This is a genomic window from Luminiphilus syltensis NOR5-1B, from assembly GCF_000158175.1.
Classification (GTDB): Bacteria; Pseudomonadota; Gammaproteobacteria; order Pseudomonadales; family Halieaceae; genus Luminiphilus; species Luminiphilus syltensis.
Genome location: NZ_DS999411.1, coordinates 2,628,076 through 2,642,285 on the forward strand (window position 1 = coordinate 2,628,076; position 14,210 = coordinate 2,642,285).

12 protein-coding genes are annotated in these 14,210 nt (G+C 56.0%); 8 read left to right on the plus strand and 4 right to left on the minus strand.

The genetic code is table 11. The annotated features are described in order from the left end of the window. Positions 1 to 98: 98 nt before the first annotated feature. Together NOR51B_RS11880 and NOR51B_RS11885 are read right to left on the minus strand one after the other, a co-directional pair. Positions 99 to 701, minus strand: a complete 603-nt coding sequence (locus NOR51B_RS11880; RefSeq protein WP_009019331.1) for a Yip1 family protein — start codon at positions 699 to 701, stop codon at positions 99 to 101. 208 nt (positions 702 to 909) lie between these two features. Further along, the gene (locus NOR51B_RS11885; protein ID WP_009019898.1) at positions 910 to 4,425 is read right to left on the minus strand and encodes a DUF1631 family protein; all 3,516 of its coding nucleotides are present in this window, start codon (positions 4,423 to 4,425) and stop codon (positions 910 to 912) included. Between the two features lie 100 nt (positions 4,426 to 4,525). On the opposite strand from NOR51B_RS11885, the gene ung reads away from it, so the two are divergent. Then, on the plus strand, positions 4,526 to 5,197 hold the full coding sequence (gene ung / locus NOR51B_RS11890; RefSeq protein WP_040482086.1) for a uracil-DNA glycosylase: 672 nt from the start codon (positions 4,526 to 4,528) through the stop codon (positions 5,195 to 5,197). Between the two features lie 10 nt (positions 5,198 to 5,207). Here the strand turns inward: ung and ygfZ are convergent, their stop codons facing one another. Further along, positions 5,208 to 6,077, minus strand: a complete 870-nt coding sequence (ygfZ, locus tag NOR51B_RS11895; RefSeq protein WP_009020807.1) for a CAF17-like 4Fe-4S cluster assembly/insertion protein YgfZ — start codon at positions 6,075 to 6,077, stop codon at positions 5,208 to 5,210. A gap of 109 nt (positions 6,078 to 6,186) precedes the next feature. On the opposite strand from ygfZ, the gene NOR51B_RS11900 reads away from it, so the two are divergent. After that, the gene (locus tag NOR51B_RS11900) at positions 6,187 to 6,450 is read left to right on the plus strand and encodes an FAD assembly factor SdhE (RefSeq protein ID WP_009019828.1); all 264 of its coding nucleotides are present in this window, start codon (positions 6,187 to 6,189) and stop codon (positions 6,448 to 6,450) included. A gap of 87 nt (positions 6,451 to 6,537) precedes the next feature. Here the strand turns inward: NOR51B_RS11900 and nadB are convergent, their stop codons facing one another. After that, complete coding sequence (gene nadB / locus NOR51B_RS11905; RefSeq protein ID WP_009019586.1) at positions 6,538 to 8,187, minus strand: L-aspartate oxidase; 1,650 nt, start codon at positions 8,185 to 8,187, stop codon at positions 6,538 to 6,540. 177 nt (positions 8,188 to 8,364) lie between these two features. Here nadB and rpoE point away from each other — a divergent pair, with 177 nt between their 5' ends. The 6 genes from rpoE to lepA all read left to right on the plus strand — a co-directional run bounded on the left by rpoE (position 8,365) and on the right by lepA (position 14,184). Beyond that, positions 8,365 to 8,949 carry an RNA polymerase sigma factor RpoE gene (rpoE, locus tag NOR51B_RS11910; RefSeq protein WP_009018873.1) on the plus strand — a complete coding sequence of 195 codons (585 nt, stop codon included), beginning with the start codon at positions 8,365 to 8,367 and terminating at the stop codon, positions 8,947 to 8,949. Between the two features lie 5 nt (positions 8,950 to 8,954). Continuing rightward, complete coding sequence (locus NOR51B_RS15050; protein WP_050759473.1) at positions 8,955 to 9,524, plus strand: RseA family anti-sigma factor; 570 nt, start codon at positions 8,955 to 8,957, stop codon at positions 9,522 to 9,524. 58 nt (positions 9,525 to 9,582) lie between these two features. Continuing rightward, on the plus strand, positions 9,583 to 10,368 hold the full coding sequence (locus tag NOR51B_RS11920; RefSeq protein ID WP_040482087.1) for a MucB/RseB C-terminal domain-containing protein: 786 nt from the start codon (positions 9,583 to 9,585) through the stop codon (positions 10,366 to 10,368). Between the two features lie 12 nt (positions 10,369 to 10,380). Continuing rightward, positions 10,381 to 10,848, plus strand: coding sequence for a SoxR reducing system RseC family protein (locus tag NOR51B_RS11925; protein ID WP_040482088.1), 468 nt, complete (start codon positions 10,381 to 10,383; stop codon positions 10,846 to 10,848). Between the two features lie 29 nt (positions 10,849 to 10,877). Continuing rightward, complete coding sequence (locus NOR51B_RS11930) at positions 10,878 to 12,272, plus strand: Do family serine endopeptidase (protein ID WP_040482089.1); 1,395 nt, start codon at positions 10,878 to 10,880, stop codon at positions 12,270 to 12,272. 112 nt (positions 12,273 to 12,384) lie between these two features. Next, positions 12,385 to 14,184, plus strand: a complete 1,800-nt coding sequence (gene lepA, locus NOR51B_RS11935) for a translation elongation factor 4 (RefSeq protein WP_009021117.1) — start codon at positions 12,385 to 12,387, stop codon at positions 14,182 to 14,184. Positions 14,185 to 14,210 lie beyond the last annotated feature (26 nt).

The window sequence follows — 14,210 nt, forward strand, 5'->3', positions numbered from 1 at the left end:
CGCGCTTGTTTTTGGGTTTTGTTAACCCGATTCCCCTAGATCGCCCACGGATGGCGCGGGCTCGCACCCGACAGAGGGCGCTGGATATACTATAGTGCTTAGTTGGTAAAAGCGGGGGCGGCACCCCAGTCCCAAGCGAGCACCGATACCACCATCAGGGTAATCAGAACGACGAGTGCGATAGCAATGACCGCGCTCGCGAATAGAAAACCACGTTCCTGTGGGATCTGCATGACAATCGGAATTCCTAGGTACAACAGATAAACCGACCAGCTCAAGGCCAGCACCCCGAGCAGCATATCGAGCCAAAGAATAGGGTAGAATCCGACCAGCCCCATGAGGAATAGCGGCGTGGCTGTAATGCTCGCGATCATGATGCCCTTGGTGAGGGTAGATTCTGCACCGTAAGTGTCGGCCATCCAGTGTATAAAGTAGCCGATGGCAACAACCGCGCCGACCATGGCGGCGTAAAAGAGAAAGCTGATGACGACCGCACTCTCTTCGGTCAGCCGCACAACATCGTCGTTGAGGCCAACCGTCCAGCCGATCTGCGTCGTGCCATAGAACCAGGCAAACGCCGGAAGCGCTGCCCATATTGCGGGGTAAAGTAAAAGAATCGCGCGACTGTGCTCGCTCAGCTCGGCGAGACGTCGCCAAGCCGTGGACGGGCTCGTCAAAATCCCTACAGAATACTGCAACATAAATCGGTCCCCAAAACCCAGATGGTATTGCTGTGTGGCCGCGGTGCTTAAGGCCGTTGGTTCTAAGCCTCTCTACCGGAGGTTATTACGCCGCAAGTTTAGCGCGACCTCGGTAAAAAGAAAGGAGTTTGTCCTTAAAACACGATGTTTAGCGGTCTTTCTGAGAATAAGAATCAGCTGCACATCTCGGGGTTGGCGTTTGTCGGGGTTAGCGTTTGACGTGGGCCATAGTGCTGACCAGCGTATCGGCGGAAATTTCGTCAGGGACGGTGCGGTCCACAAAATCGATACCAATATCCTGAATCTGTGACATGTCCGAGGGGTCACGCAAGATAACGTGCTCACCAACGAGGTGATGCAGATCGCTGATCACCTGATGTAATGCAGGGCTGCCCGGGTTGTCCTCAGCGGGAGGCCAAAGCGATGGATCGAGCACGATGTTGTGCGGACACAGCACTTGTAGCTGGCCGGTACTACCGCGGCTTGGATTGACGTTGCACACGGAAATCAGGCTTCCAATCGAGCGCAGCGCATTGGTGAAATCCGCGAGCTGTATCGATTGCCGCAGGCGCATGGAATCTCTAAATTCGTAACAGAGGCGGTTGGTGCCTATTCCCGATCGAGACATGGCATCAAGCACAAAATCAAGAAAGTCATGGTGAAGTGCCGCGTCACTACTGATAGCAAGATGAAACACCGGAACCTCTCGGCCCTCGGCGGCCAACCGCTCTGCGAGCGTGCAGGCATTGCTGACTTTGACACAATCGAGTGCGATTGAGAGCGCTACCGATCGATGGCCCGATAGCGCTTGCAGTTCGCTGCTGGCATCTGCCATACCGTCAAGCAACACCTGATACATAGGCTCGGAGGATTCCAAGTCGGACGTCTCCAATCGATCGATGCGACGCAGGCTGAACGTCGGTGTTAAGTCACCTTTGAGTGATTCAAAAGTGCTTCGAACGGCGATTTGTAGATCTTCACCGTGAGGAACTTTTCCTACGACAAGCCCGGTATTGGGCGAATCACTATAACCACGGGCTGCCGTGTCTTCAGCAGTGCTCCAGATTTCTTCCGCACTTTGGTAGTCACTGCTAATCAGGACTAACCCGATACCCGTCGGCGATCCGCTGGAAAAGGTCTCACCCACCAACGCATGTAGCACGTTGGTATCCGGGGTCTCCACGATCACCCCCGACGCCCGTCGACTGATCAGCCCCTCGGCTTCAACAGCAATACCCGCATTGGTGAGCGCTTCAATCAAAGCACCTGTCTTGGTAGGCGCATCGGCAAAGAGCACGAGAGCACAGTGGCTGGCGCCACGACGCCTGGCGCGGCGGAGGTTTGTTTGTACAGCATCGACCAGTTGCTCACGATCCAGCGATCGACTTTCCGCAACGGGCCATAACTCGGCGGCAATCGAAGTCTGCTTTTTTTCCAGTGTTGCAAATACACTGCGCTCAATAAAAGATAAATTCTGATCGGGCCGGAGAGGGCGGAGCCGCCGGTGCAGTTGACGCGCAAACTGCAGGAGATGTAATTCGAAGACCAGATGACCCTGTTCATTGGCGAAGGCAAATCGCGTAAGTGATTCATTGCGCCATATCAGCTGGACATTGCGCTGATAACTCTGGTCGGATTGTTCACTCAGCCACGTACCTACGTCGATGCCCCGGGCGCGCCTTACCCATCGCTTTAGGCGTGGCTTGGTAGCCAGGCGTTCGCTGAAGTCGGGCTCCCGATAGATCGTTTTCACACCTAATGTTGAATCCAGCAGGGCTACAGGTGTGGCGCCTGTCAGTTCCCGCTGGATATCGGTGAGAAGCGCCTGCTGGTGACCCGTCAAGAACTGCGTGTTATCCAGCGACTCCCACAGTTGGCGACTGAGCCCCTGAGCCTGATTTTCATCAAGGCATTCTTGACCCCGCGTAATACTCAGAAGCCCGTCTGCGGTCTGTCTGAGCAGTGCATATTGCCGGTCGAGAGTGGTGGGGTCGGTATCCCGAAGCAGAAGAAAGATAAGATGGTCTCGCCAGACCTCATCAATGAACTTCAACAAGCTCTCAGGTAGCTGTAACTCGGGTAATTTGTCCAGAAGGCGTTGCTCGACCTGCTGGTTGGCCAGTTGTCGGCGTTCTCTGCCTTCCTCCGCGGCGACGTGACGCTCGATGTTGCGCTGCTGCTGGCGCAACAACTGCAGCGCGAGATCAGTGATGTCACTGAGCGCTGATGTGAAGACTGAGAGATCGCCATTGAAATCCCGGTTGATGGTGTCCAGCACAGACTCCACCCGTTTTTCCACCCGCGGATTGTTTGCCGGCGATAGCGCGATCATCTCCCCAAGGCGGTCGATCAGCAGTCTGGCAGGATGTTCCGGATTCTCATAAAAATGGGGTTCACTCGCCGATAGCTGCGCCAGTGGCCATTTAATGAGGTCAAGCTTTCTGCGCAACGCAGTTTGCTCCGGGAGGGCGTTGGCTACGGTTTCGTAGAGACTGTCTACCAGGCCTATCGACTCGCGAAGTGCCTGCTCCTCCGGGTTGTCTGCCGTGAGATTGAGCATGTCGATCATCGCCGGATCCGATTCGCTGGCGATCACACCTTGCTCGCGCAATTGTGCGATGTTATCGGCGACCTCGCCCGCACGATGGCGCAAGCGGGCGGCATCCGGCGCTACCGATTGCCCGGTGGAATACCCGCCAGTATATAGGCGATTCAGTACCTGAGGAGTTACCGGACTTCCCAGCCGGGCTGCGCCGTATCCGGGTAGGTAGGCTCGCGAAGTGGGCGTGCCTTTTGCCAATGTTTCTGGCGCCATGGGCAAGTCTGGCGAACGGGATGCCGATGAAAAGCCCGTCGTCTGAAATCTCTCGTGACGTCGATCGTGAGCGTCGTTGGCGGCGATCGATCTGGCCTGCTCCTCCAGCGTTCCCGCCGAGCTGCCTGGGTGTGCATTGTTCGACTCGTACCCTGGAGCTTGAGTCCCAGGACCAGCGTCCAGCTTTGGGGTAATGCGCTCCCTGGACCGTTTAGATTGTCGGCGACGTTCCAGTATCGACCCCTCGCGCTCGAGACGGGACTCCAGCTCGGGAAGAATGTTCGCATCAATCAGATATTGATTGGTTTCGCCATAAATATTACCCAGCTCGGCAAACAGGTTTCTGGCAAATGAACCATCGAGATGGGCTATAGCGTCGCGATCAAGATCGATCAGTGCAATGGCAGTGCGATAGGCATCGAAAAAAGCGCGGAGGTCGATGGGCATTCGGATATCGAGCGGATCTTCGTCGACAATTTCGGCAATCCTGAGCGTGAGTGCTTCCAGCGGAAGCGAGAAACGCTCGAGACCGAGCTTGACCAATTTTTCAATGGCCAGCTCGTCTTCAAAACTGTCGCGATCAACCAACCCCAGTTCCGATGTCACCGGATCTGTCGGTGACGGCTGTGTCTGGGTACCATTACTCACCAGGTGGTTAAAATTCTCGAGCAACAGTTTCAGCACCGATTCCGCAATAAGTTTCTGGCCGTTTTTCAGAGCGGCAAAAGCCTCAAAGCATTCTGCGCGCGCATCAGATTCCAGTTGTCCCGAAGACGACAAATTGAATAAGTGCTCAGTCATTTCTTCGAGCACGAGGCGCATGCGCGGGGTGAGAACCGACTCGATGGTCTGGCGCAGACCGGATATGCGGGGATCGAGGGCCACCGTCGTGTCAATGTTCTCGCTCATTGGCTTCGGGACTTCCCTTGAATGCAAACGCCCATTATTGTGAACCGTGTCACACAAAAGAGCCAGTTTTCCGTCAATAACCGATACCGAGGGTCGATCAATGCACACGCCCAAGCTTCACTCTGAATGGTTATCAATATTGGAGGCAGAACTGGCCGAGCCGTACATGAACGAGCTAAGGGCCTTTCTGCAATCAGAGATTGCAAAGGGGAGAGCGATTTACCCACCGGGCGAGCAGATGTTTGCCGCGCTCAACGCCACTCCACCGTCCGAGATACGGGTTGTGATCCTGGGGCAGGATCCGTACCACGGCCCTGGACAGGCGCACGGCTTGGCGTTCTCTGTTCGCGGCATGCAGGCGCTGCCCCCATCGTTACGCAATATTTTTCGAGAGCTATCGCGCAGTACGGGCGCGCCGGAGCGGCAAAACGGCGATCTCTCTGACTGGGCGCATCAGGGCGTTCTTTTACTGAACAGCGTGCTTACGGTTGAACGCGGAAAGCCCGGATCCCACGCCAAGCATGGCTGGGAGCGGTTCACCGACACAATTGTCCAATGGTGCGCAGAGGACCCGACACCCAAGGTTTTCATGCTTTGGGGGGCGTATGCACAGCGAAAGGGCGAGAAGATCAAGGGTACACAGCATCGGGTGTTGCATGCCCCGCATCCATCCCCGCTATCGGCACATCGAGGCTTCATCGGTTGCGATCACTTCCGGGAAGCCAACGCTTTTTTATCCGCAGCGGGCAGAGAGCGTGTTGACTGGACCTGATGTCTGTGGGTTAGTCGGTGATCGCTTGCAAAGGGGTATTACAATCGGCAAGGCGCAACTGGTCGTCGAAAGCATTTTCGATAGTCTCGATCAGCAGGTATTTCACACCGGCGGCGGACGCACAATTAACGACGGAGCCCGCAGCCTTACCCTGATCGCCGACGATCAGGTCAGAGCCCGGGGCGCAGTCACTTTCTGCCGTGCAGGTTGCTCGGTATAGCCGTCGCTTTGGCTTTCCCTTGTAGTGCAGTCGGGCAATAATTTCCTGTCCGGTATAGCACCCTTTCGAGAAGCTGATGTAACCTCGTAAGTCGTAATTGAGATCCTGGGGCAGGTATTTGCCGATGGTCGCCCCGGTGATGCGTGCGTCTTCATTCCGCATCATCTCCGAGTACCACATATCGGCCGAAACGGTTGTCGCTGCTGCGGGATGATCCCCTAAATGCCAAAACTCGGTGGCGCCTGAAAAGCGTGGGATGGCAAACCATTCCCCCGCGTCCCGAGCCTCTTCAGATGAGGTGACGTTGGATCCATCCTGGTCGCCGATGCCACCATAAACGACGCCCTCACAACGGCGCAGGGTGCTCTTTGAAAAATTCAAGTAGGGCTGCAGGTGTGTGATTAAGGCATCTCCAACCTGCCCCTCACAACGCAATAAAATTCGCTCATCGCTGACCTTGAAGGCGAGAAAATCAGCCAGAACACGTCCCTTTACGTTGCAGAAAGTGCCGAGAATCGGCTTTTGTGTGTCGGATCCGCTAAAGTCGGCGCTCGACTGACCCTGTAGAAAAGACACCGCATCGGGGCCGGTCAGTTCGAGGACGGCCTCTTGGTCAAGGTATGCGAGGCTGAGGTTTGTGGGTGGGTTGGTGTCGGGCACGATTTGACCTCAATCATTGTCAATAGGTTAGGCTGCGGGCTGCCAGGATGCCCCAGTCGAGCACCTGGTGGTAGCGCTAATCACCGGATGCGGGCAAGGAGGGACGATAATGTCCGATGTTGAGGAGTTCAACCGTATGCGCTGGGCAAGCCGTCGGGGGTTGCTCGAGCTGGATTTGTTGCTGGCGCCCTTCGTGGATGCTTGCTACCGAGAGCTGGATCGGGAACTGCAGGTTCAGTTTCAGTCGTTGGTGCAGTGTGAAGATCAGGATATTCTTAACTGGTTGATGGCCCGCGATAATAACCATGACCCGGCATTAGGCGAAGTTCTGGCGGCAATACGGAGCCACAACGATGCCAAAGCGGCACCGTGAACGTGTGTGAAAGCGACACCAAAACTGCGGGCTCACTGGACTTTGCGCAGGCGATCCGGGCGCGATCTGCCGAAATCTCCATGTCTGTCACTTAGTGACGCCCTGAGGTCGGGCTGAGGAGTGGTAATCAGGGAAGGTATGCTGCTGGGCCATTGCATTGTCGGGAACCAGCACTGAATGCTCCGCTGACTCGCCTGTATTGGGATGGTCCTGATTGTAGTGAAGCCCGCGGCTTTCCTTGCGAGTAATCGCGCATTCCACCATGAGCAGTGATACCTGACACAGATTGCGAAGCTCAAGCAGTTCGCTGGTAATCGTGAATCGACGGTAGTAATCATCGACCTCGGCATTGAGCAGGTTAAGTCGTCGTTGAGCGCGGCGCAGGCGCCTGTCCGATCTGACGATGCCCACGTAATCCCACATCATTGTTCGAAGCTCATGCCAGTTGTGACGAATGACGATTTTTTCGTCGGATTGCGAGACACGACTCGAGTCCCAGAGGGGCAGATCAGCAAATTCACTGGTGGCGATGGTTTCGCCGATCTGCTGTGCTGCCGAAGCGGCATACACAAAGCACTCGAGTAGCGAGTTGCTCGCCATTCGGTTGGCGCCGTGAAGTCCTGTGCAGGCGGACTCACCGATGACATAAAGCTGCTGCACATCCGTGGCCCCGTGCTGATCGACCAGAACTCCCCCGCAGGTGTAGTGCGCGGCGGGCACCACGGGAATCCGGTCCCGTCGTGGGTCGATGCCCAGCCTCAGGCAGCGCTCAAGCACGGTGGGAAAATGAGTTTCAATAAATTCATCGGACTTATGCGTGATATCGAGGTAAACGCAGGGCAAACCCAGTCGTTTCATTTCATGGTCGATGGCTCGAGCCACAACATCACGTGGCGCCAACTCACCCCTGCTATCGAATTTCTGCATGAAGGGCTCGCCATCGGGCAACTGAAGCCTGGCCCCTTCACCGCGAAGCGCTTCGGTCACCAAAAACGACTTCGCCTCAGGGTGGTAAAGACAGGTCGGGTGAAATTGGTTGAACTCGAGATCCGCGACCCGGCATCCGGCGCGCCAGGCCATGGCGATGCCATCCCCACTCGCGCCATCGGGATTGCTGGTGTACAGATAGGCTTTGCTGGCGCCTCCGGTGGCGAGTACCGTGGCCTTGCCGGCGTATGTCTCGACACCCTGGGTGGTGCGATTGAGCATGTAGACCCCCGCGCAGCGGGGTCCATCCATGATCAGGTCGACCGCGCAGCGGTCGGTGAGCAGGGTTATGTTCGGCGCCTTTCTGGCCTGCTCAGTCAGTACTTCAGAGATTGCACGCCCGGTTCGGTCAGCGGCGTGAATGATTCGCCGGTGGCTATGGCCGCCTTCCATTGTCAGATGAAATTCCTGGAACTCCTGATCCTGTTGATCATCCCGCCTATCAAAATCCACTCCTTGTTCTACCAGCCAATCAACTACGGCACGACTTTGGCTAACGGTGAATTCAACAGCGTCCGGGTGGCACAAGCCGGCGCCGGCGAGCAACGTGTCAGCAACGTGCTTTTCTACGGAATCCCGGTCGTGCAGCACCGCCGCCATACCGCCTTGGGCCCAGAAGGTCGATCCGGATGAGAGCGCTCCCTTTGAAAACACGGCGCAGCGGACATCGGAGGGTAATTGCAGTGCCAGACTTAACCCGGCTGCACCGCTGCCGATGACCAGTACGTCAAAATGACTCTTCTTAGTCATAACAGGTACAATCCTTGAGACGATGCTTTGAGGCCGAGTTTTGGGCGCTTCACTGCGTAATTTACCTTCTGTCTGTCCGTGTTGGGGAACTTTTTCCCCAGCAAGCAGTCTCACGTGGCAAGGAATGTGGGACGGACCGTCTTCTGAAGGGGTAGTAAATGGGTATAAGGCGGATACGTGACGAGTCGGGAGACCGATCAGCAACTGGTAGAGAGGGCGCAACGTGGCGATACACGTGCCTTTGACTTGCTGGTACTGAAGTATCAGGGCCGTATCGCGGCGCTGATCAGCCGGTTCGTCGGCAATCCCTCGGAAATAGAGGACGTTACACAGGAGGCCTTCATCAAGGCCTTCCGGGCATTGCCCAAGTTCCGCGGAGACAGCGCCTTCTACACGTGGCTCTATCGAATTGCTGCCAATGCGGCAAAGAATCATCTGGTGGCTAAGGGGAGACGACCGTCCTCTGATGCCGATATCGAAGATGCAGAGTTTTATGAGGATGGGGGTGCGCTGCACGACACGGAAAATCCGGAGAACTCCCTTTTTGGTGATGAGTTGGCTAAAGTGGTCAGTGACGCCCTGAACAGCCTCCCGGCAGAATTGAAGCGCGCATTGACACTGCGAGAATTTGAAGGTCTCAGCTATGAAGAAATTGCTGAGGTAATGGATTGTCCGGTAGGTACAGTACGGTCTCGGATATTTAGGGCGCGGGATGCGATCGACAGTAAGGTTCGTGTCCAAATGAGTGGTGAACTGGAGTGAAAACCATGGCAACAGATGCGGTACGCGAGGCACTTTCGGCGATTGGCGATGGCGAGGGAACCGATCTCGACCTGGCGCGAGTGCTGAAGGCTGTCGATGAGGACCCTTCGGTTCGCGAGGAATGGTTGCGTCAACAGCAAACGCGGGCCCGTATTACTCGGCAGCCAGCGGTTGAGATTGATGTCAGCGCCGCAGTGAGCGCGGCAATTGCAGCGGCGCCGAAACAACAGCGACGATATAATCCGCTGGTTGGCGTCGCTGTGGCAGCTTCGGTAACGCTGGCCGTGGTATTCGGAGGGCAATTCGCGCTGCAGACCGGTTCAGCGCCCCTTGCCGAAGTGCCCGGCGGAGTGATGTCCTTACAGGGTATGCCTGTACAGGCCAGCTATGGTAGCAACGACAGGGTGCTTGGCCGTCTGGAGCGACCATCGCCGGCTTCCACCCCGGTGAATCCTTATTCACAACTGGCCCGCGAGCAATACCAACGCCTCGGTGCAGAGCACGCCGCAGCTACCGCCGCGATCCAGCCCAACCCGCTAATCCCCCATGTTCGCCTCGCCGACGCGGAGCGCTAGAACCCCAATCGCCCGGTTTTCCCTAATAGTCGCCACACTGTTTCTGGTGGCAGGCCCGGTGCACGCAGATTGCAACCTCTCCCAGACGCTGCAAGACCGCATCAACACCATGCTGGGGGCTCACTCGCGCGTAGCCTACACGGGAACGCTATTGCTCGAACGCAATCAGCACCGCGAATTCGTCGATGTTCGTTCAGGAAATGGCGGTTCTGGGGCCAATCTTCGTCGCTTAAACGATGCACCCGGTTCGCCTCCAATCGCTTATCCATCAGAGCATGTCACCACGGTCGAGGCCTGTGAACTTGCCGAACACTATGTTTTTGCGTCAGCCCCCGGTGATACCGTCGGTGGCAGGGAGACGTTGCGACTCAGTGCCCGACCGAGAGATCCACTCCGCTTTGGCTACGTCATGGACCTCGATAAACAATTCGGCCTGCCACTGCGTGTTGTCACCGCGACTGCCGATGGCCAGATGCTCGAGCGCTATGAGTTCGCGTCTATCGAGATCAGCGCAACACCCGACTCGTCGCAATCGCGATTACCGCAGATTGATTCTGATTTCGCGCTGTCAGAACTACCCCCCGGCTTCAAACTCATTGCATCGCGTACACAACCCATGCCCGCGATGATTGTCAGCGATGGGCTTGCCGCTGCGACCGTGTTCATAGAGTCCGTCGAGCAGATTATTCAACCGGGGGAGGGTGGTCTCAATGAGGGTAGTACCGTTTCCTATACCCGCGGAGTTAATGGGCCAAGGGGTGGAATATTGGTTACTGTAGTCGGCGAGATCCCAATGGTGACAGCGCGTTTGCTCGCCGATGCCGTTCGGGTGCAACAAAACTAAAGGGTAGATGGCGTGTTGCAGGAAACAGGCAGAGTAGTGGCAGTGGAAACCGACGCCGTCTGGGTCGAAACGGTCCGCAGTAGCGCCTGTGGGCGATGTGCAGCAAGGGCGGGATGCGGTCACGGTGCCCTGGCGTCAATCAGTGCATCGAAAGGGCTGATTCGCGCACTCACCGGTGAGCACGTGCAGGCCTCTGCCTGCGCTATCGATGATGAAGTCGATATAGAACTACCGGAACAGGCTGTGCTATACGGCTCGTTTCTGGTTTATTTAGTCCCCTTGGTGCTCGCGATTGTCGGAACCATTATTGGCGAGCAGTTGGGCGAACTTGGCGCCGCCGCCGGTTTTGTTGCCGGCATCGCTGCAGGGTTTCTATTGATCCGCTGGCTACCCACCTTGACCCGCCGTTGGGCCTATTTCGAACCGCGGGTCGCGGCTGTCCGACGTCCCATCCAATCGATAGCCGTCGAATCACACTGACGCTTTAAACTCTGTTTTAGGAGATTTTCATGACACGAGTCATGCTTGTACTGTTATTGCTTTGGAGTCCGATTCTCTCGGCGCAGGCACTGCCCGACTTCTCGTCCATTGTTGAGGACGCGACTCCAGCGGTTGTCAAAATTCTTGTCAGCTATGATGAAAAAGAGGCCATTGGACAGGTGCCTGACATGCAGCAACTGCCCGAATACCTGCGCCGCTTCTTTGAGGGTAGGGGTGGCAACCCACAGCCCCGTGAACGAGCGAGTATTGGTTCAGGCTTTGTGATCTCCGAAGACGGGTATGTGGTTACGAATAATCACGTGGTTGAAGGTGCGTCCGGGGTCACTGTTCGATTGATTGATCGTCGGGATTATGACGCTGAAATTATTGGCCTCGACCCTCGATCCGACCTCGCATTGCTCAAGATCGATGCCGATGACCTGGCAACACTCAAGCTTGGACGCAACGACAAAACCAAAGTGGGGCAGTGGGTGCTTGCCATTGGTTCACCCTTTGGTCTCGATTTTTCGGTGTCAGCGGGTATTGTCAGCGCCAAGGGTAGAAGTTTACCGACGGAACGCGGCGAGAATTACGTACCCTTTCTTCAGACCGATGTTGCCATTAATCCCGGCAACTCCGGCGGGCCGCTATTTAATATAGACGGCGAAGTGATTGGGGTGAACTCGCAGATCTTTACCCGATCCGGGGGCTCAATCGGACTGTCTTTTGCGATACCCGTCAATGTCGTGCGCAACGTCGTCGAACAATTGAAGGAAAACGGAGAGGTCGTTCGCGGTTGGCTTGGGGTTAGTATTCAGGATGTCGATCGCAATCTGGCCGAGTCTTTTGGCCTTGATCGCCCGCAGGGCGCACTCGTGGCACAGGTAGGCGAGGATTCACCGGCAGAGCGTGCGGGTATTGAAGCCGGCGATGTCATTATTAAGTTTGACGGACAAACCATTGATACCTCCGCCGATCTTCCCCATGTTGTCGGGTTGCTCGCGCCCGGATCAATGGTCGATGCCCAGGTCATCCGTGACGGAAAGCGCATCACCCTCGAAGTCGAGGTCGGTGGCCTCGATGCCGACGATCGTCCGTCAGTCGCAAGCTCCGGTAATGATGCGGGTAACAGCGATGTTCTGGGGATGGTGGTTGAGAGCGCCGACATGGAAGCTATGGCTGAACTGGGTCTCAATGGCGGCGTTCTGATTACCGCGATTCGACCAGACTCTCCCGCGGCCGATGCCAACGTGATGCCCGGGGATATTGTGACGCGCCTGGGTAATATTGCGGTCAGCGATCTTGAAGATTTCGCGGAGGCCGCTACCCAGCTGGAACCGGGAAAATCGGTCAGGCTGAGAGTCTTCCGACGTGGTTCGCCTTTATTTATCGGAATCAGAGTGCCCAAGGAATCGCTCGAATAAGAGTCAATGCACTGGGCGGCTGTGTGCGCTAGAATCGCGCGCTTTCCAGGCTTGGCTGAGGGCGACCTGTCCCAGCTTGGAGCGACGCGTAATTAAACGAGGCTGCCCCTGAGTGACCGATCTTAGTCACATTCGAAACTTTTCGATTATTGCCCACATTGATCACGGCAAATCCACGCTTGCGGACCGTTTTATCCAGCATTGTGGTGGCCTTACACAGCGAGAGATGGCTGAGCAGGTGCTCGATTCGATGGATATCGAGCGCGAGCGTGGGATTACCATCAAGGCGCAAAGCGTGACGCTGCAATACACGGCCCGCAGTGGTGAAACCTACCAACTCAATTTTATCGACACCCCCGGGCATGTCGACTTTTCCTACGAGGTGTCGCGCTCACTGGCCGCCTGTGAGGGTGCGCTGCTCGTCGTTGATGCCGGCCAAGGCGTCGAGGCGCAGTCGGTGGCGAATTGCTACACCGCTATTGAGCAAGGCCTTGAGGTCTTGCCAATTCTCAACAAGATGGACTTGCCCCAAGCCGATCCCGATCGTGTGAAGCTCGAAATCGAGGAAATCATCGGAATCGATGCCACTGAGGCCATTCCAGTGAGTGCGAAAACCGGACTTGGGATCGAAGACGCTCTAGAATATTTAATCGACAACATACCGCCTCCGGAAGGCAATCGTGAAGCGCCGCTGCAGGCGCTTATCATCGACAGCTGGTTCGACACGTATCTTGGCGTGGTGTCACTGGTGCGGGTCACCCAGGGTGTATTGAAAAAACGCGAGAAGTTCATTGTTCGATCAACCGGTAAGCAACATAACGCAGATATCGTCGGTGTTTTTACACCGCGAAGAACGGAAACCAGCGCCTTGCAAGCGGGGGAGGTGGGTTACGTCGTCGCCGGCATCAAGGACATCAAAGGAGCGCCGGTCGGCGACACCCTGATTAGTGCAAAACACCCGGATACGGCGGCGTTGCCAGGGTTCAAGCAGGTCAAACCCCAGGTTTACGCCGGTATATTCACCGTCAGTTCCGACGATTACGAGGATTTCCGTGACGCTCTGGGGAAGCTGACACTAAACGATGCCTCGTTGTTTTATGAACCCGAAACCTCCGATGCCCTTGGCTTTGGTTTTCGCTGCGGTTTTCTCGGTATGCTGCACATGGAGATTATCCAGGAACGACTTGAGCGCGAATACGATCTTGATCTGATCACGACGGCGCCAACAGTGATTTATGAGGTGGTGAAGAAAAGTGGGGAGACCATCAGCGTTGACAACCCTTCGAAGTTACCCGACGTCGCTGATATCGAGCAAATGCGTGAACCGATCGCCCGCTGCAACATTCTGACTCCCCAGGAATACCTCGGCAACGTGATCACCCTGTGTTCGGAAAAGCGTGGCAATCAGGTTGATCTGCAGTTTCTGGGTCAACAGGTAGCAGTAACTTATGACTTGCCCATGGCTGAGGTGGTTCTGGATTTCTTTGATCGTTTGAAGTCGGTGAGTCGCGGTTACGCTTCACTCGATTACAGCTTTGAACGCTTCGAGGCGGCCCCCTTGTCGCGTCTTGATGTACTGATCAACGGTGATCGTGTCGATGCACTCGCTGTTATTGTTCATCGTGATTATCTGCAATCCCGCGGCCGCGTGCTGACGGAAAAAATGAAAGAATTGATACCCCGGCAAATGTTCGATGTGGCGATTCAGGCTGCCGTTGGGGGTAAGATTGTGGCTCGTCAAACCGTCAAGGCGCTGCGCAAGAACGTGACTGCGAAATGTTATGGCGGCGACGTTAGCCGCAAGAGAAAGCTGCTCGACAAACAGAAGGCCGGAAAGAAGCGAATGAAGCAGGTAGGCAATGTAGAGATTCCTCAATCCGCCTTTCTCGCCGTACTCCAGGTCGATAATTGATTTCGATAACAGTGATGACTTGCCCA

Excerpts from the sequence above, each read along its gene's own strand:
- NOR51B_RS11880 (WP_009019331.1), bottom strand. The coding sequence starts at position 701 with ATGTTGCAGTATTCTGTAGGGATTTTGACGAGCCCGTCCACGGCTTGG.
- NOR51B_RS11885 (WP_009019898.1), bottom strand. The coding sequence starts at position 4,425 with ATGAGCGAGAACATTGACACGACGGTGGCCCTCGATCCCCGCATATCC.
- ung (WP_040482086.1), top strand. The coding sequence starts at position 4,526 with ATGCACACGCCCAAGCTTCACTCTGAATGGTTATCAATATTGGAGGCA.
- NOR51B_RS11900 (WP_009019828.1), top strand. The coding sequence starts at position 6,187 with ATGTCCGATGTTGAGGAGTTCAACCGTATGCGCTGGGCAAGCCGTCGG.
- nadB (WP_009019586.1), bottom strand. The coding sequence starts at position 8,187 with ATGACTAAGAAGAGTCATTTTGACGTACTGGTCATCGGCAGCGGTGCA.
- NOR51B_RS15050 (WP_050759473.1), top strand. The coding sequence starts at position 8,955 with ATGGCAACAGATGCGGTACGCGAGGCACTTTCGGCGATTGGCGATGGC.
- NOR51B_RS11930 (WP_040482089.1), top strand. The coding sequence starts at position 10,878 with ATGACACGAGTCATGCTTGTACTGTTATTGCTTTGGAGTCCGATTCTC.